The organism is Lysinibacillus sp. JNUCC 51, from assembly GCF_015999525.1.
Lineage (GTDB): Bacteria > Bacillota > Bacilli > Bacillales_A > Planococcaceae > Lysinibacillus > Lysinibacillus xylanilyticus.
In genome coordinates this window covers 1190571-1207716 of sequence record NZ_CP065545.1, presented here as the reverse complement: position 1 = coordinate 1207716, position 17146 = coordinate 1190571, and the positions used below count along the sequence as shown (strand labels likewise).

The 17146-nt window shown below is 37.2% G+C and carries 17 protein-coding genes; all 17 read left to right on the top strand.

The annotated features are described in order from the left end of the window. Nucleotides 1-6: 6 nt before the first annotated feature. The 17 genes from JNUCC51_RS06190 to JNUCC51_RS06110 all read left to right on the top strand — a co-directional run bounded on the left by JNUCC51_RS06190 (nucleotide 7) and on the right by JNUCC51_RS06110 (nucleotide 16801). On the top strand, nucleotides 7-2409 hold the full coding sequence (locus tag JNUCC51_RS06190) for a chemotaxis protein CheW (RefSeq protein ID WP_337991282.1): 2403 nt from the start codon (nucleotides 7-9) through the stop codon (nucleotides 2407-2409). A gap of 27 nt (nucleotides 2410-2436) precedes the next feature. Then, nucleotides 2437-2883, top strand: a complete 447-nt coding sequence (locus tag JNUCC51_RS06185) for a chemotaxis protein CheW (protein WP_049668459.1) — start codon at nucleotides 2437-2439, stop codon at nucleotides 2881-2883. A 9-nt stretch (nucleotides 2884-2892) separates the two neighbouring features. Continuing rightward, a complete protein-coding gene (locus JNUCC51_RS06180) occupies nucleotides 2893-3525 on the top strand; it encodes a chemotaxis protein CheC (RefSeq protein ID WP_049668460.1) in 633 nt (210 codons plus the stop codon). Continuing rightward, nucleotides 3526-4032: a chemotaxis protein CheD gene (locus tag JNUCC51_RS06175; protein ID WP_337991281.1), complete on the top strand. Its 507-nt coding sequence runs from the start codon at nucleotides 3526-3528 to the stop codon at nucleotides 4030-4032. After that, nucleotides 4032-4406 carry a hypothetical protein gene (locus JNUCC51_RS06170; protein ID WP_337991280.1) on the top strand — a complete coding sequence of 125 codons (375 nt, stop codon included), beginning with the start codon at nucleotides 4032-4034 and terminating at the stop codon, nucleotides 4404-4406. The genes JNUCC51_RS06175 and JNUCC51_RS06170 overlap by 1 nt, the downstream gene beginning before the upstream one ends. A gap of 379 nt (nucleotides 4407-4785) precedes the next feature. Further along, the gene (locus JNUCC51_RS06165) at nucleotides 4786-5556 is read left to right on the top strand and encodes a FliA/WhiG family RNA polymerase sigma factor (RefSeq protein ID WP_337991279.1); all 771 of its coding nucleotides are present in this window, start codon (nucleotides 4786-4788) and stop codon (nucleotides 5554-5556) included. A 37-nt stretch (nucleotides 5557-5593) separates the two neighbouring features. After that, entirely contained in the window at nucleotides 5594-5902 is a 309-nt protein-coding gene (locus JNUCC51_RS06160; protein ID WP_100543918.1) for an RNA polymerase subunit sigma, read from the top strand. Nucleotides 5903-5911: 9 nt separating this feature from the next. Further along, nucleotides 5912-6520, top strand: a complete 609-nt coding sequence (locus tag JNUCC51_RS06155; RefSeq protein ID WP_337991278.1) for a DUF6115 domain-containing protein — start codon at nucleotides 5912-5914, stop codon at nucleotides 6518-6520. A gap of 157 nt (nucleotides 6521-6677) precedes the next feature. Beyond that, nucleotides 6678-7397 carry a 30S ribosomal protein S2 gene (gene rpsB / locus JNUCC51_RS06150; RefSeq protein WP_049668466.1) on the top strand — a complete coding sequence of 240 codons (720 nt, stop codon included), beginning with the start codon at nucleotides 6678-6680 and terminating at the stop codon, nucleotides 7395-7397. A gap of 101 nt (nucleotides 7398-7498) precedes the next feature. Next, nucleotides 7499-8386 (top strand): translation elongation factor Ts, encoded by an 888-nt coding sequence (gene tsf, locus JNUCC51_RS06145; protein ID WP_337991277.1) that lies wholly within the window; start codon nucleotides 7499-7501, stop codon nucleotides 8384-8386. Between the two features lie 506 nt (nucleotides 8387-8892). Beyond that, on the top strand, nucleotides 8893-9618 hold the full coding sequence (gene pyrH, locus JNUCC51_RS06140; protein ID WP_337991276.1) for a UMP kinase: 726 nt from the start codon (nucleotides 8893-8895) through the stop codon (nucleotides 9616-9618). Further along, complete coding sequence (gene frr / locus JNUCC51_RS06135) at nucleotides 9618-10175, top strand: ribosome recycling factor (RefSeq protein WP_337991275.1); 558 nt, start codon at nucleotides 9618-9620, stop codon at nucleotides 10173-10175. Before pyrH ends, frr begins: the two co-directional genes overlap by 1 nt. A gap of 536 nt (nucleotides 10176-10711) precedes the next feature. Next, complete coding sequence (gene uppS / locus JNUCC51_RS06130) at nucleotides 10712-11506, top strand: undecaprenyl pyrophosphate synthase (protein WP_337991274.1); 795 nt, start codon at nucleotides 10712-10714, stop codon at nucleotides 11504-11506. Further along, nucleotides 11503-12303, top strand: coding sequence for a phosphatidate cytidylyltransferase (locus JNUCC51_RS06125; protein WP_337991273.1), 801 nt, complete (start codon nucleotides 11503-11505; stop codon nucleotides 12301-12303). The genes uppS and JNUCC51_RS06125 overlap by 4 nt, the downstream gene beginning before the upstream one ends. A gap of 146 nt (nucleotides 12304-12449) precedes the next feature. Further along, nucleotides 12450-13595: a 1-deoxy-D-xylulose-5-phosphate reductoisomerase gene (gene dxr / locus JNUCC51_RS06120; RefSeq protein ID WP_337991272.1), complete on the top strand. Its 1146-nt coding sequence runs from the start codon at nucleotides 12450-12452 to the stop codon at nucleotides 13593-13595. Nucleotides 13596-13640: 45 nt separating this feature from the next. Beyond that, nucleotides 13641-14903 (top strand): RIP metalloprotease RseP, encoded by a 1263-nt coding sequence (gene rseP, locus JNUCC51_RS06115; protein ID WP_337991271.1) that lies wholly within the window; start codon nucleotides 13641-13643, stop codon nucleotides 14901-14903. Between the two features lie 191 nt (nucleotides 14904-15094). Beyond that, nucleotides 15095-16801, top strand: a complete 1707-nt coding sequence (locus tag JNUCC51_RS06110) for a proline--tRNA ligase (RefSeq protein WP_337991270.1) — start codon at nucleotides 15095-15097, stop codon at nucleotides 16799-16801. Nucleotides 16802-17146: the final 345 nt, after the last annotated feature.

The following is a 17146-nucleotide window of genomic DNA, read 5'->3' as shown; positions in this document are numbered from 1 at the left end:
CCTCTTATGGAAGTCAATCAATATTTAGAAATGTTTATTGAAGAAAGTAAAGACCATTTACAAGCGTGTAGTGAACATTTATTAGAATTAGAAAAAAATCCAGACGATTTGGCGATTGTTGGAGAAATTTTCCGCTCTGCGCATACATTAAAAGGTATGTCTGCGACAATGGGCTTTGAAGATTTAGCAGATTTAACTCATAAAATGGAAAATGTGTTGGATGCGATCCGAAATGAGAAAATCCATGTGTCTCCTGAAATTTTAGATGTTGTCTTCGAGTCTGTAGACCATCTAGAAGAAATGGTGATGGACATTGCGAATGGCGGAGATGGAAAGCGTGATGTATCCTCGACTGTTGCTCAGTTAAAGCGTATTGAATTAGGTGAGTATGCGATTCCTGAAGTAGTAGCAACTACTGAGACACCAGTTACTGCTGTAGCGAGTGTTTTAGAGTATGACGGCTTTGAACAAACAGTTATTTCACAATCTGCTGAACAAGGTTTCAATGCATTCGAAATTTCAGTGAAATTACGTGAGGACTGTCTGTTAAAAGCAGCACGAGTATTTATGGTGTTTGAGATTTTAGAGAAATATGGAGATGTTATTAAATCAAATCCATCTGTAGAAAAGCTTGAAGACGAACAGTTCGATCAACAATTTTACGTAGCTTTCGTAACAAAAGAATCTGCTGAAGATATGAAGAATAAGATTATGAAAGTTTCAGAAGTTGAAGAAGTAATTGTCGCAACTATTGGGAAACCAGCTACTGCTGTAGCGAGTGTTTTAGAGTATGACAGTTTTGAACAAACAGTTATTGCACAATCTGCTGAACAAGGTTTCAGTGCATTTGAAATTTCAGTGAAACTACGTGAGGACTGTCTGTTAAAAGCTGCGCGTGTATTCATGGTGTTTGAAATATTAGAAAAAGATGGAGATGTTATTAAATCAAATCCATCTGTAGAAAAGCTTGAAGACGAACAGTTCGATCAACAATTTTACGTAGCTTTCGTAACTAAAGAATCTGCTGAAGATATGCAGAAAAAAATTATGAAAGTTTCAGAAATCGAAGAAGTGATTGTCACAACTATTGAACCGAAGCAACATAGTGAAAAAGAACCAGTAATTCAAGAAGTAGCGGCTACAGCAACGGTAGAAGTTAAGGCTCAACCTGCTACTGCACCTGAAACAAATACTGCAGCATCTACACCTGCAAAAGCAGCAGCGCCTGCTAAAACTGATAAGAGCCATGCGCCTGTTGGTAATAAAACAATTCGTGTTAATATCGAGCGACTTGATATTTTGATGAACTTATTTGAAGAGCTTGTTATAGACCGAGGACGATTACAGTCTATTTCAACTGAAGTTAACCATGGAGAGTTAAATGAAACTGTGGAGCGTATGAGCCGCGTCATGGGTGATTTACAAACAATTATTTTAACGATGCGTATGGTTCCTGTTGAAACAGTATTCAATCGCTTCCCGAAAATGATTCGTCAGCTATCACGTGATCTAAACAAGAAAATTAACCTTGAAATTATTGGTGCTGAAACAGAACTAGATCGTACAGTAATCGATGAAATTGGGGATCCACTTGTTCATTTAATTCGTAACTCTGTTGACCACGGTATTGAAAATCCGACTGCTCGTCGTGCAAAAGGTAAACCAGAAGAAGGAACTGTTGTACTACGTGCTTATCATAGCGGTAACTATGTCTTTATTGAAATTGAAGATGATGGTGCAGGTATAAATCGTGAAAAAGTTCTAGCTAAAGCTATTTCTAAAGGTATTGTTACACAAGAACAATCATATTCAATGTCAGATAAGCAAATCAACGAGCTTATTTTGGCTTCTGGGTTCTCAACAGCAGATGTTATTTCTGACGTATCAGGTAGAGGCGTTGGATTAGACGTTGTTAAAACAACAATAGAATCATTGGGTGGAAATATTTCTATTGAATCTACACAAGATGTAGGATCAATATTCTCGATTCAATTACCACTGACATTATCGATTATTTCTGTCATGCTAGTAGAAATTGAGAAAGAGATTTATGCAATTCCACTTTCATCAATTATTGAAACTTCAATTATCCGTTCATCTGAAATTATGAATGCGCATAATCAAAAAGTAATCGACTTCCGTGGCAAAGTAGTACCACTAGTATTTTTAGAAGAAATCTTTGAGGTACCTCGCAAAGAACCACAGGATGACGAATTCCATTCAGTGGTCATCGTTCGAAAAGGTGAGAAGCTTGCTGGTTTAGTTGTGGATTCATTCATTGGCCAACAAGAAATTGTGCTGAAGTCATTAGGAAACTACTTAACGAATATCTTTGCAATTTCAGGTGCAACAATTTTAGGTAACGGAAAAGTAGCCTTAATTGTGGATTGTAACGCACTTATTAAATAAGGTGAATGAATAAGAGAGGTGTAAACAATGACAAATGCAGTGGAACAAGAAAGTATTAAAGTAATTGTTTTTCAACTAGCAGATAAAGAATATGCGATTCCAGTGTCACATGTACAAGGGATTGAAAAACTAATGCATATTACGCGCGTACCGAAAACGGCGAAATATGTAAAAGGTGTTATTAACCTACGCGGCGTCGTAACACCAATTGTAGATTTGCGTGAACGATTTGAATTACCTGTCTCAGAGCATGAAGAAACAACACGCATTATCATTATTTCATTAGAAGATATGGAAGTAGGTTTCGTCGTAGACTCTGCAAATGATGTGTTGGACATCCCTGCTGACTCAATTGAACCACAGCCCGAAGTAGTAGGTTCACTGGAAGAAGATTTCATTTCAGGGGTAGCTAAAATAGATAAACGATTATTAATCTTATTGCATTTAGAGAAAGTATTAAATCCACTAAAGTAGGGATCGATAATGACATATAATCAAAAGATTACATCACTACATTTAGATGTATTAAAGGAAATTGGTAATATAGGTGCTGCGCATGCTGCGACAGCACTTTCCAATTTGCTTGGTAAAAAAATTGATATGCGAGTACCGAAGGTTGAAATGGTGTCATTTAATGACATGATGGAGCTTGCCGGAGGATCTGAAAATGTTGTAGTTGGAATCTTTCTACGCATTGAAGGTGATGCGGAAGGTAGTATGTTCTTTATCCTGCCTATTGAACAAGCAAATCGCTTCATTCGTCGTCTTATATTTGATGAATCATTCGACTTTAAAAAACGACCTGTTTCAGAGTTAGGCTTATCAGCTATGCAGGAAATGGGGAATATTTTATCTGGCTCTTATTTATCTGCGTTATCTGACTTTACGAATTTGAAAATTTATCCAACTGTGCCAGGACTAAGCGTTGACATGTTTGGAGCCATTATTAGTATTGGTTTGATTGAATTATCACACGTTAGCGATAATGTTATCGTAATAAACACATCCATTTTTGAAGACGGTGTAGAGGATCAGGAAACGGTAAGAGGGCATTTCTTCTTATTACCAGATCCAGACTCATTTGATGCTATTTTTAAAGCATTGGGAGTTTCATAGATGATACAAAACAATAGTAATGGGCAAGTTATAAAAGTTGGGATTGCACAAATGGATGTAGTAAAGTTACCAAATACGATAAGAACATCAGGTCTGGGATCTTGTGTAGGTGTCATTTTATATGATGAATCAAAAAAAATTGCTGGTTTAATTCATGTGATGTTACCAGATTCGAGTTTAGGTAGACAAGAGTCAATAAATGTGGCTAAATTTGCTGACACAGGCATTGCGGCAATGATTGACTTATTAAAGTTAGAAGGCGTTCAAAAATTCAAGCTAAAGGCAAAAATTGCAGGTGGTGCACAGATGTTTCAATTCACTTCAGATAAAGATTCCATGCGCATCGGCCCACGTAATGTAGAAGCTGTAAAGCATGAGCTAAAGCGTCATGGAATTCGTTTAGTTGCCGAAGATACAGGGGGCAATAGCGGTAGAACAATTGAATTTAATCCTGCGACTTCGACATTACATATTCGAACGGTAAACCAAGGAGTGAGCGAAATATAATGTTTGGTTCTATTTTTTATAACCTATGGGGAGCGTTAATTGCCTTTTCTATATATTTTTTTAGTACATTTCTAAAACCTTATACACCACTACGAATTATCATAGGGTCATTTGTGGCGGGAATAATTGCGTTTTTCGTCATGTATATTGTTAGATTTTTAATTGCCTACGTTTTATTCACACCTGAGGGCGATGCAGAAGTCAGTGAAAGTGATCATGAAGAAAACGAATCTGACAATCGCCAGGAAGAAAATCAAGAAGCACCGACGGCCAACTCTACCGTCGAGTTTCAAGATGAAAACTCAGAAGAAATTGCTCAAGTTGTGCGCACAATGATGCATCGTGAGGATGATCCGCAATTAAATAATGCTTAAAAAAGGGGAGTCGCGTGTAGCGACTCTTTTTTTATAGATATCTTAATTCTTGCATATTTTTAATTATATGGTGTCTTAGTGACCTTGGACTAAGTCCGAACTAAAAAATGCTGACACATAAATGTAAAGAATCTGTGATAGAGTACGAGAAACAAATGAAATTATAGTCGATTCTTGTTATAATATAGGAAAGAATTAGATGGGTTATTATGTTAAGGGTCATAACTAGTAACGCTTTTTATGTCGAGGCATAATGGATCTTCTTCCAACAAGTGTTTACGTAGCGAAAGTGGAACGTCAGCTACAAGTGTTTTTTGTATTGGTATAAGACAGTAGCAAACAGGCGCGTAGATGCGTTTTTTTTAGAGAGGTGGATTACATGACACAACCAATTCTGAACGATGAACAAAAGCTGTGGAACCGCTGGATAAATGAACGTGATCCAGATGCTGGTGATTTACTTATAAAAAAATATATTTCTCTAGTATCCTATCATGTACAACGTATTGGAGCGAGCTTACCAAAGAGTGTATCACGAGACGATTTAACGAGCTTAGGTATGGTAGGTCTTTTTGACGCGTTAAATAAATTTGATATTAATAGAGACTTGAAATTTGATACATATGCTTCTTTTAGAGTAAGAGGAGCAATTATTGATGGTTTACGTAAGGAAGATTGGTTACCGCGTTCCGCACGTGAGAAGGCAAAGAAGTTAGATGCACAGATTGAACAGTTAGAACAAAAATATATGCGTCATATAACACCTGAGGAACTTGCGGAACATATGACTTTACCTGTTGAGGAAGTATACCAAACTGTACAAGAGCATTTCTTTTCAAATGTCCTTTCCATTAATGAACAGCAAGATCAAGATGAGACTGATGGAAAGTCATTCGTTATTCGTGATGATACGACAAAGACACCTGAGCAAGCTGTCGTTAGGTCAGAACTGCTAGGGGATTTAGCGGAAAATATCCAAAAGCTTAATGATAAGGAGCAGCTGGTGCTTAGTTTATTTTATACTGAGGAATTAACATTAACAGAAATTGGAGAAATGCTTGGATTATCAACATCACGCATTTCACAAATCCATTCTAAGGCGCTATTGAAGCTAAGGAAATTATTATCCAATGAAATGATTAATGCATAATCATCTTTAGATACATATCGTTGAAGGAGGAAGTTTCATGAGTTTAAAGGGTGTCGAACTACAAATAGCTATTCCAAAAACATTTGAAGCAGGAAAAATGGCGGATCAGGCACAACAACAAACTTTGGCTCAGCAAGCGCATGCAAATGAAGCGTTAAAAAAAGAAATAGAACGCAAGCAAAAAGTTGTGAATACTTCAGAGGGTATGGATAAGATTAGTGAAGATGAAGAAGCAGGTGGCGAGTATATAAAAGGTACTCGAAAAAAGAAAAATAAGGATAATGAGAATCGAGAAAAGCAGGCGCAGCATCCGTTTAAAGGAAATTTCGTGGATTATAGCGGATAGGAGTTTACTATGACAATCATACTAATTGCAGTTCTATTTATTTTACAGCTACTTTCATTTTATTTTCTTATCATATTAAATACGAAGCTAGCAAAATTTAAGGACCTAGAAAAAAAACAGGAGCGCTTAATGCGTGAAATGGATGACACAATCAGTATCTATTTAGCTGATATGAAAGATGAAAATGATCGTCTAATTCAAGAGTTGCAAAGAGTTTCAAAGTCTGAAATTCAAAATGCTGTGAAACAGAAAGAACAGATTGTGAGACAGAAGGAGCAGGAGCAACCTCCTTCTCTGACAAAGGAAGAAAGCACAGTAGACGGTTCTGTTAGTTTAGATAATGAACCGCGTGTTTATGTGCCCAAAAATATCGTAGCCAATGCTTATTCACGTCAGCAGCAAACTGGTGCTAAAAATGATGCAAATAAAACTGAGGCTAAGGTGGCACAATCAGCCCAAGAACCAACTGATGCAACCAAAAAAGAAGAAGCAAAGTCATTAACGATCGAACAACAAGCTGTTGAATTAGCGAAACAAGGTAAAACTGCAGAAGAAATTGCCAAGCAACTTCAAAAAGGAAAGACAGAAATCGAGCTTTTATTGAAATTTCATCACTAAAACAGTTGCGAATGGTATAAAGCTATGATATAGTTGCAAATGGTGTTATTAATACACACGCATTTTGATGTAGTAAGTGGTGCTCTAAGCTTAGGGTAGCTTGTTGCAAGTGATAAATGCGGAGGATAAAAACCAAACATACTAGGAGGAAATACACATGTCAGTAATTTCTATGAAACAATTACTTGAAGCTGGTGTACATTTCGGTCACCAAACTCGTCGTTGGAACCCAAAAATGAAGAAATATATCTTCGTTGAGCGTAACGGGATCTACATCATCGACTTACAAAAAACTGTTAAAAAATTAGAGGAAGCTTATGACTTCATGCGTCAAGTTGGTCAAGACGGTGGTAAAGTTCTTTTCGTTGGTACGAAAAAACAAGCACAAGAAGCGATCAAAGATGAAGCTGAACGTTCAGGCAACTACTACATCAACCAACGTTGGTTAGGTGGTACTCTTACAAACTTCGGTACAATTCAAAAACGTGTTGCACGTATGAAAGCAATCGAAAAAATGGAAGAAGATGGAACTTTTGAAGTTCTACCTAAAAAAGAAGTAATCCAACTTAAAAAAGAACACGAACGTCTAATCAAATTCTTAGGCGGTATCCGTGATATGCACGCTCTTCCAGACGTAATGTTCGTGGTTGACCCACGTAAAGAACGTATTGCTGTTGCAGAAGCTATTAAATTAAACATCCCTCTAGTAGGTATTGTTGATACAAACTGTGATCCAGATGAAATCGACTACGTAATTCCTGCTAATGATGATGCTATTCGCGCTGTTAAACTTTTAACTGCTAAAATGGCTGACGCTTTAATCGAGTCAAAACAAGGTGAAGAGGAAGCTCCAGCTGTAGAAGCTGCTGCTGAGTAATTCACGTTTACAAAAAGGTGATAAGTGGCTCAAAACCCTTATCACCTTTTTTAGAACTTATCACTAAAATTTGTACAACCAATTTGAGGAGGAAACACTAAATGGCAAACATTACTGCACAATTAGTAAAAGAATTACGTGAAAAAACTGGCGCTGGAATGATGGATTGTAAAAAAGCGTTAGTACAAACTGATGGCGATATTGATGCTGCAATCGATTTCCTACGTGAAAAAGGTCTTTCTTCAGCTGCTAAAAAAGCTGACCGTATCGCTGCAGAAGGTACAACTTACATTTTAGAAAATGGTAACGATGCAATCATCCTAGAAGTAAATGCTGAAACTGACTTCGTTTCTAAAAACGATAAATTCCAAGTATTAGTTGCTTCATTAGCTGAACAATTACTTGCTGCTAAACCTGCAACAGTTGAAGCTGCATTAGAGATTGCAAATGCTGAAGGTGTAAAAATTGTTGACCAAATTTCAACAGCGATTGCAACAATCGGTGAAAAAATTACTCTTCGTCGTTTCGAAGTGAAAACAAAAACTGATGCAGATGCATTCGGTTCTTACTTACACATGGGCGGCCGCATCGGTGTATTAGTTACTTTAGAAGGTTCTACAGATGCTTCTGCTGCAAAAGATGTTGCTATGCATATCGCAGCTATTAACCCTACTTACGTTTCTCGCGACGAAGTTTCTGCTGATGAAGTTGAACGTGAGCGTAAAGTATTAACTGAACAAGCTCTTAACGAAGGTAAACCAGAAAACATCGTAGCAAAAATGGTTGAAGGTCGTCTTGGTAAATACTTCGAAGATGTTTGCTTACTTGACCAAACATTCGTTAAAAACTCAGATCAAAAAGTACGTGACTTCGTTGCTTCAACTGGCGGTTCAGTAAACGGCTTCGTACGTTACGCTGTAGGTGAAGGTATCGAAAAACGTGAAGATAACTTTGCTGAAGAAGTAATGAGCCAAGTTAAAGGTAACTAATTTACTTGCGTTTGATCCTAATCAAATAATATCTAGATTTTCTAGACAAAAAATGGGGAACACAACATAGCGTGTTCCCTATTTTTCCGAAATGAGAGAAAAAAGATATAATTAGTTCATCCACTGAAAATTGTGAATGACATTTGTTAACACTTATACTAAGTATAAAAGTTGATTAGAGTGGTGGCTGGGCGACTTCTTGGGGATCCGCAATAGAGGAACGAAGGCTTAAAAGCATCACGTCCTGTGATAACGCCTTCGTGACCAACGTCGTGTCGCTGTCGCTACGTTAGTACTGCGCTTTCGCACAAATAACATCTGTTGCCTAAGCGGCTCATCGGACGCCCCCAGGAAAGCCCATTCGGAATTAAAATCAACCACATGTTATGGTGATGAGCCATATAATTTCCTATTCTGCCTTATTCATAACTAGCAATTATTGTTATTTATACTATAATGGAAAAGGGAATAAAGATGTTCTAAATAAAGTCTGACGGAGGTTTACAATGAGTGTGCCACAATATAAACGAGTAGTTATAAAATTAAGTGGTGAAGCGTTAGCTGGGGAAGCGGGCTTCGGTTTATCACCAAAAATTATCAAGGCTGTTGCAGAAGAGGTAAAACAAGTAGTAGATCTTGATGTAGAAGTTGCTGTTGTTGTAGGTGGCGGTAATATATGGCGTGGAAAAATCGGTAGCGAAATGGGGATGGATCGTGCAGCAGCCGATTATATGGGTATGCTAGCAACGGTTATGAACTCTTTAGCGTTACAAGATGCACTAGAGAAATTAGGAATTGAAACACGTGTGCAATCTTCTATTGTAATGACACAAGTAGCAGAGCCGTATATTCGCCGTAAAGCAGTTCGTCATCTAGAGAAAAAACGTGTAGTTATTTTTGCAGCAGGTACTGGTAACCCATTCTTCTCTACTGATACTACAGCTGCGTTACGTGCAGCTGAAATCGACGCAGATGCAATTTTAATGGCTAAAAATAATGTAGATGGTGTTTATTCTGCAGATCCAAAAGTAGATGCAACTGCCATTAAATATGATACACTCACATACTTAGATGTTATCCAACAAGGCTTACAAGTAATGGATTCAACAGCTTCTACTTTATGTATGGATAACGATATTCCGTTAATTGTCTTCTCAATTACGGAACCAGGTAATATTAAACGTGCCGTACAAGGCGAGAAAATTGGAACAGTTGTTAGGAGGAATGTATAATGGCTAAACAAGTTTTAGAACAAGCTAAAGAAAAAATGAACAAAACAATTGCAGCTTTTTCACGTGAACTAGCTTCAATCCGTGCAGGTCGTGCAAATGCTTCACTATTAGATCGCATTACGGTTGATTATTATGGTGCACCAACACCGATTAATCAGCTTGGAGGTGTTTCGGTACCGGAAGCACGTTTATTAGTAATTACACCTTACGATAAAACAATTTTAGGTGAAATCGAAAAAGCAATTATGAAATCAGATATTGGTATTACACCAACAAATGATGGATCTGTTATTCGTTTAATGATCCCTGCTTTAACAGAAGAGCGTCGTAAAGATCTTGTGAAGCAAGTTAAAAAAGAAGCAGAGGATGCAAAAATTGCAGTACGTAATGTTCGTCGCGATGCTAATGATGATCTAAAAAAACTTGAAAAAGCTGGCGAAATCACAGAAGACGATCTACGTGGCTACGGTGAAGATATTCAAAAATTAACCGATGATTTCATCGTTAAAGTAGATCAAGTGACGAAAGAAAAAGAAAAAGAAATTCTAGAAGTGTAAGCAACTCGCTTTGCATATCTACGATGGAACTTTTTGATGAGATGAAGGCGTCCTATATATAAAGGACGTCTTTTCTCTTTACTGTTAAAGTATCTTCATTCAGCGGGTGTCCAAACATTTACTGAGATAGTGGAACTTTAATTGTTTTAAGGGAAGTATCTTTCATCTATTTTTGCTTTCTTTTAAGATTAAGAAGAACTATTCTTTATATGAACTAAAATACATTATTTTAAGGGGAGCAATACCCCATTTTAACCTTAAGTTGAGTGGGCGTGATAAAAGTCTTAAAAGCCCCTCTTTATAAAGAGTTCATCACCAAAAGTCGTAATATGTCATGTTAAGTTGATTATCGTTTAGAACTATACTCAGCTGTTCAAAAGTTAACTCAACATATGGTGATATCTTACGATGTAGGTAGTTCTAAAATAAGGTAGTTCATACATAGTCAATTTAGAGGGGAAAAAAAAGACAAAAAGCGCTTTTGTTTGTTATGATAGGTTAGTATACGTCTGATTAGTTGTAGTGGGGGAGTTAGCATGTTTAAAAAGCTATTAGGTAAACAAATAAATATAGATACACTATCATTGGAGGAACGTGTTGCCATTGCTAAAAACGAGCCAATTCCTGCCCATGTCGCGATTATTATGGACGGAAATGGACGTTGGGCAAAGAAACGTGCCATGCCACGTGTTGCTGGGCACCATGAAGGTATGAAGACGGTACGAAAGGTAACTAGATTTGCGTCAGATCTAGGTATTAAAGTTTTAACGGTATACGCGTTTTCTACAGAAAATTGGAAGCGGCCAAAACCAGAGGTCGATTTCCTAATGCGTTTACCTGTAGAATTTTTAGGTTCCTTTTTACCTGAAATGATGGAACGCAATGTACGTGTTGAAATGATAGGTGATCCATCTTTGTTACCGGCACATACGCAAAAGGCGTTGTTTGAGGCGATGGAAGAGACGAAGCATAATACAGGATTAATTTTAAATTTTGCTCTGAATTATGGAAGTCGTTCGGAAATGGTTAACGCCATGAAAACAATGCTTCAGAAGGTGCAGGATGGTCAATTAACGATGCAAGACATAACAGAAGAATGCTTGACATCTCATTTAATGACGGCTCATCTGCCAGAGCCAGATCTATTAATTCGTACAAGTGGTGAAGTGCGATTAAGCAATTTTATGTTATGGCAGCTCGCTTATACAGAATTTTGGTTTACAGATACATTATGGCCAGATTTTAGCGAGGAAAACTTACTGAAAGCGGTGGAAAACTACCAGAAACGTAATCGCCGTTACGGTGGGTTGAAGGGAGAAGAATCAACTTGAAACAACGAATTATTACGGCAATAATTGCAGCAGCACTATTTATTCCATTTGTTATTTATGGAAAAGTGCCATTTACAATACTTGTGCTTGCAATGGCTGTTGTGGGCTTTTATGAAATACTAAAAATGAAAGGTATTTCACTTTTTTCAGTACCTGGATTTTTAGGGTTACTAACATTAATATTACTTGTAATACCAACTAACTGGTCAAATAAGGTGGTAGATGCAATAGGCTATTCCTCCAATTTAATGGTTGTGTATGGTCTAATGATGCTATTGCTCATATACGTAGTACTTGTAAAAAATAAAATTACATTCGATGAAGTTGCATTTATTTTATTAGGTGCGTTTTATGTCGGATTAGGCTTCCATTACTTAATCGAAACTCGAAGCTATGGTTTAGAGTTTGTCGTATATTGTTTACTTGTAGTTTGGACAACTGACTCAGGTGCATATTTTGTAGGAAGAAAACTAGGTAAAAATAAGTTGTGGCCTGAAATTTCACCGAAGAAAACTGTGGAAGGTTTTATAGGGGGAATTGTCATTGCAGTAATCTTTGCTCTAGGGATGCAGGCAATTTATCCATTTACAGATAGTTACGTCTCACTTATTTTCATCACAATCTTTGCGTCAATTATTGGTCAAATGGGCGATTTAGTGGAATCGGCTATCAAGCGTCATTTTGATGTAAAGGATTCAGGCAATATTTTACCTGGACATGGCGGTATTTTAGATCGCTTTGATAGTCTATTATTCGTCGTGCCTTTACTACATTTTTTACATCTTTTTGTTAACTAGGAACAATAGAGGCTCATCGGACTCGAAAAACGAAATTAACTCTATGTTATGTTGATGAGCCATAATAATAGCATTTTCCTCTAAACAGAGTGGTAATAATCGTGCTATATCATTTTTGCTGAGATAGAAAAAGGGGACAATTTGTCGTGAAAAAAATTAGTTTACTTGGTGCAACTGGTTCAATCGGTTGGCAAACCTATGATATTTTAAAAGAACAACGCGATGCCTTTCATTTAGTGGCGTTTTCTTCAGGGAAAAATATCGAAAAAACTCGTGAAATGATTGAAACTTTAAAGCCTGAGCTTGTATCTGTTCAGTTAGAAGAAGATGCAATTATGCTCGCTAAAGAATATCCACAAGTTCACTTTACGTTTGGTGCAAAAGGGCTTGTAGAGGTAGCTACACATCCTGATTCGACGGTACTAGTAAACGCGGTTCTTGGAAGTGTTGGACTAGAATCGACATTAGCTGCAATTCGCATGGGCAAAACAATTGCCATTGCCAATAAAGAAACACTTGTAACTGCTGGACATTTAGTGATGGCAGAAGCCAAGAAATACAATGCGGCAATTTTGCCAGTTGATAGTGAGCATTCAGCGATTTTCCAATCGATGAATGGTGAGAATCCAAAAAATATTGAACGTTTAATTATTACAGCTTCTGGTGGTAGCTTCCGTGACAAAACACGCGAGGAATTGAAGCATGTAACGGTTGCAGATGCACTAAACCACCCGAACTGGTCAATGGGTGCGAAAATTACGATAGATTCTGCTACAATGATGAATAAAGGACTAGAAGTCATTGAAGCACATGTCTTATTTGATATGCCATATGATAAAATTGATGTACTTTTGCATAGAGAAAGTATTATTCACTCCCTAGTTGAGTATCATGATACTAGTGTCATTGCACAGCTTGGTACGCCGGACATGCGTGTACCTATCCAATATGCATTAAGTTACCCAGATCGTATGCCGCTGCATAACGGACAACGACTCAATTTAGCACAAATTGGTCAGTTACATTTTAAAGAAATGGATTTTGAACGTTATCCAGCATTGCGACTAGCATATGAAGCTGGGCGCACAGGCGGTACAATTTTAACAGCGATGAATGCAGCAAATGAAGCGGCGGTTGCAGCATTTTTACAAGGGAAAATAACATTCCTAGAAATTGACGAAACGATTGAGCGTGTAATGCAAGCACATAACAACATATTAGTGCCAGATTTGCAAACAATTTTGCATGTAGACAGTGAAACAAGAAAAACAGTGTTAAACATGGTAAAATAAAGAGAAAAGATATCGTTAACTATTCGCTTTTAAAGGTGGGGTTTTATGCAAACAGCTATTGCATTTATTTTGATATTTGGCCTACTTGTATTCTTCCATGAATTTGGTCACTTCTTATTCGCGAAACGAGCAGGAATTATGGTTCGAGAATTTGCAATTGGTATGGGACCAAAAATTTATGGAAAAACACATGGTGAAACAATCTATACGTTACGTTTATTGCCGATTGGTGGTTATGTACGTATGGCTGGTGAGGACATGGATGGTACCGAATTACAGCCGGGCTATCGAGTAGGGCTTATTGTAGATGAAGATAATGTTGTAAAGAAAATTATCTTTAATCAAAATAATAAGCAATTACCAGATTTGTTATTTTTAGAAGTTGAGCGTGCCGATTTAGAAAATGAATTATTTGTAGAAGGCTATGATGAAGAAGAAAAATTAGTTCGTTATAATGTTGCGAGAGATTGTATTCTTGTAGAAAACGGTAAAGAAACGTTAATTGCACCATATGATCGTCAATTTAACGCTAAAACAGTCGGTCAACGAGCTATGACAATCTTTGCAGGCCCGTTATTTAACTTTATTTTAGCTTTTTTTATTTATCTGCTAATTGGGTTAATTAATGGTGTACCTACGTATGAGCCAATCATCACAGAAGTAGTAGAAAATGATCCAGCTGCACAGGCAGGAATGCTTGCAGGAGATAGAGTAGTTGACATTGATGGACAAGTTGTTAAAAAATGGCAAGACCTGGCTGCAATTGTACAAGATCACCCAGGTGAAAATATTAATGTAACAGTTGATCGAAATGGTCAGCAAGTTAACCTAAATATGAAGGTAAAAGAAGTAGAACAAAATGGCGAAAAATATGGTCAAATAGGGGTTAAGTATGAGAGTCCACGAGAATTTAATCCATTAAAGGCTGTTGTTTATGGCGCTCAAGAAACGTATAATATGACTGCTAAAATATTTGAATTGCTTGGTATGTTAATTACCGGTAAATTCACGATAGATGCTCTATCAGGTCCAGTAGGAATTTATAAAGCGACAGAGCAGGTAGCTCAATATGGATTCATGAATTTAATGAATTGGGCAGCGATGTTAAGTATTAACCTTGGTATAATGAACTTACTACCGCTTCCAGCACTTGACGGAGGACGTCTATTATTCTTTGGCTTCGAAGCAGTAAGAGGTAAACCAATCGATCGTCAAAAAGAGGGTCTTGTGCATTTTGTCGGTATCGTACTATTGATGATTTTAATGGTCGTAGTTACTTGGAACGATATACAAAGATTTTTCTTTTAACTAAATGAAGTAAAGTTAAGTTTTTCAAGTAAAACATATTTAAAGGAAGCCCTGGCAATTACGCCAAGGTGAAAATTGATTGAAAAAACATAGCTTTGAACGCAATTTTTTTGAAACATTGCGTTCAAAGCTAAATTTGTTTATGCTAATTAGAGTATAAAAACTTATCTATTAAAAAGGTGGAACACTGAATGAAGCAAAGTAAAACATTTATCCCAACGCTACGTGAAGTACCTGCTGATGCAGAGGTAAAATCACATAAGCAATTACTACGTGCAGGGTTTATTCGTCAAAATACAAGTGGGGTATACTCGTATTTACCGCTTGCAAAACGTGTGTTAACAAAAATAGAAAACATTATTCGTGAAGAGATGGAAGCAATCAATTCAATTGAGCTTTTAATGCCTTCATTACAATCTGCGGAACTTTGGCAGGAATCAGGCCGCTGGGAAAAATACGGTCCAGAATTAATGCGTTTAAAGGACCGTCATGATCGTGATTTCGCATTAGGGCCAACACATGAAGAAGTGATTACAACTTTAGTACGTGATGAAATTAAATCATATAAAAAATTACCGATAACACTTTATCAAATTCAAACTAAATTCCGTGATGAAAAACGTCCTCGCTTTGGTTTACTACGAGGAAGAGAGTTTATTATGAAAGATGCATACTCTTTCCATGCATCACGTGAAAGTTTAGATGAAACATATGATGATATGTATAATGCCTATTCAAATATTTTCTCTCGTCTAGGCTTAAACTATCGTGCAGTTATTGCAGATGCAGGCTCAATCGGTGGTAAAGGTACACATGAATTTATGGTTCTTTCTGAAATTGGGGAAGATACAATTGCATACTCTGACACGTCTAATTATGCTGCAAACATCGAAATGGCAGAAGTTCTTGTAGACTATCAACCATCAGATGAAGCATTAAAAGACCTTGAAAAAGTGGCAACACCAGACCAAAAAACAATTGAAGAAGTATCAGCTTTCTTAAATGTTGATCCTTCAAATGTCATTAAATCATTAGTGTTTGATGTTGATGGGGAATTAGTTGTAGTACTTGCTCGTGGAGATCACGAAATTAATGATATTAAACTGAAAAATGCACTTGATGCTGGTTCTGTTGAGCTTGCTAGTGAAGCGGCAATCCGTGATTTATTAGGCTGCGGTGTTGGTTCAATCGGTCCTGTTAAATTACCAGTAGACGTAAAAGTAGTAGCTGACAATGCTATTAAATCTATTCGTAACGGTGTAGCCGGTGCAAATGAAGATGGTTTCCATTTAGTAAATGTTAATCCAGAACGTGATTTTGCTGTGAATGAATACTTAGATATTCGTTTTATTCAAGTGGGTGATCCATCTCCAGATGGACAAGGAATTATCAAATTTGCAGAAGGTATTGAGGTTGGTCATATTTTCAAATTAGGAACAACTTACTCTGCAAAAATGAATGGTACATTCTTAGATGAACAAGGTAAATCACAACCATTTATTATGGGATGCTATGGTATTGGTGTATCACGTATTTTAGCTGCTGTTGCAGAGCATTTCCAAGATGAAAATGGTTTTGTATGGCCAACACAATTAGCTCCTTATGATATCCATGTTGTTCCTGTTAATACAAAGGATGAAACACAGGTTGCATTAGCTGATGAGCTATATGGCTTATTGAAATCTTACCGTTATGATGTGCTATTAGATGATCGTGCTGAGCGCGCTGGAGTTAAATTCGCAGATGCTGACTTAATTGGCTTACCTGTCCGTGTAACAGTAGGTAAAAAAGCAACTGAAGGTATTGTTGAGGTTAAATTCCGTCAAACAGGTGAAACGTTCGAATGGAAAAAAGAAGAGGTTATTGATCGCTTAAATGAATTTTTCCGCAAAAATTAACTTCTTTCAGCTGTAGTCTCCCATCTCAATGGTGGTGAGATGAATACGGGTTTTAAGCTACTTTTTAGTGGTTGTCCAAGCACAGCTGAAATAGAGGAACTCAGTCTAAAAACGCCACGTCCTGTGGCAACGACTGAGTGACCAACTTCGTGTTGGCCTAATGCCTCCGGCGGATGTCACGGAATCGGAGAGGAGTTCTTAGGGGATGTTAGCCTAAAATCATCGCATCCAAAATGCGATAACGGCTAACTGACCTGCATCCTGCAGGCCTAAGCACAAAGCCATTCCAGACGCAATTATTCCAAGGCATAATTGATTTTCCTTTAAAACGGCTTGTCCCAAAAA

Bases quoted from the DNA above. Each gene is read 5' to 3' on its own strand.
- JNUCC51_RS06190 (WP_337991282.1), top strand. From the start codon at position 7: ATGGAAGTCAATCAATATTTAGAAATGTTTATTGAAGAAAGTAAAGAC.
- JNUCC51_RS06185 (WP_049668459.1), top strand. From the start codon at position 2,437: ATGACAAATGCAGTGGAACAAGAAAGTATTAAAGTAATTGTTTTTCAA.
- JNUCC51_RS06180 (WP_049668460.1), top strand. From the start codon at position 2,893: ATGACATATAATCAAAAGATTACATCACTACATTTAGATGTATTAAAG.
- JNUCC51_RS06175 (WP_337991281.1), top strand. From the start codon at position 3,526: ATGATACAAAACAATAGTAATGGGCAAGTTATAAAAGTTGGGATTGCA.
- JNUCC51_RS06170 (WP_337991280.1), top strand. From the start codon at position 4,032: ATGTTTGGTTCTATTTTTTATAACCTATGGGGAGCGTTAATTGCCTTT.
- JNUCC51_RS06165 (WP_337991279.1), top strand. From the start codon at position 4,786: ATGACACAACCAATTCTGAACGATGAACAAAAGCTGTGGAACCGCTGG.
- JNUCC51_RS06160 (WP_100543918.1), top strand. From the start codon at position 5,594: ATGAGTTTAAAGGGTGTCGAACTACAAATAGCTATTCCAAAAACATTT.
- JNUCC51_RS06155 (WP_337991278.1), top strand. From the start codon at position 5,912: ATGACAATCATACTAATTGCAGTTCTATTTATTTTACAGCTACTTTCA.
- rpsB (WP_049668466.1), top strand. From the start codon at position 6,678: ATGTCAGTAATTTCTATGAAACAATTACTTGAAGCTGGTGTACATTTC.
- tsf (WP_337991277.1), top strand. From the start codon at position 7,499: ATGGCAAACATTACTGCACAATTAGTAAAAGAATTACGTGAAAAAACT.
- pyrH (WP_337991276.1), top strand. From the start codon at position 8,893: ATGAGTGTGCCACAATATAAACGAGTAGTTATAAAATTAAGTGGTGAA.
- frr (WP_337991275.1), top strand. From the start codon at position 9,618: ATGGCTAAACAAGTTTTAGAACAAGCTAAAGAAAAAATGAACAAAACA.
- uppS (WP_337991274.1), top strand. From the start codon at position 10,712: ATGTTTAAAAAGCTATTAGGTAAACAAATAAATATAGATACACTATCA.
- rseP (WP_337991271.1), top strand. From the start codon at position 13,641: ATGCAAACAGCTATTGCATTTATTTTGATATTTGGCCTACTTGTATTC.
- JNUCC51_RS06110 (WP_337991270.1), top strand. From the start codon at position 15,095: ATGAAGCAAAGTAAAACATTTATCCCAACGCTACGTGAAGTACCTGCT.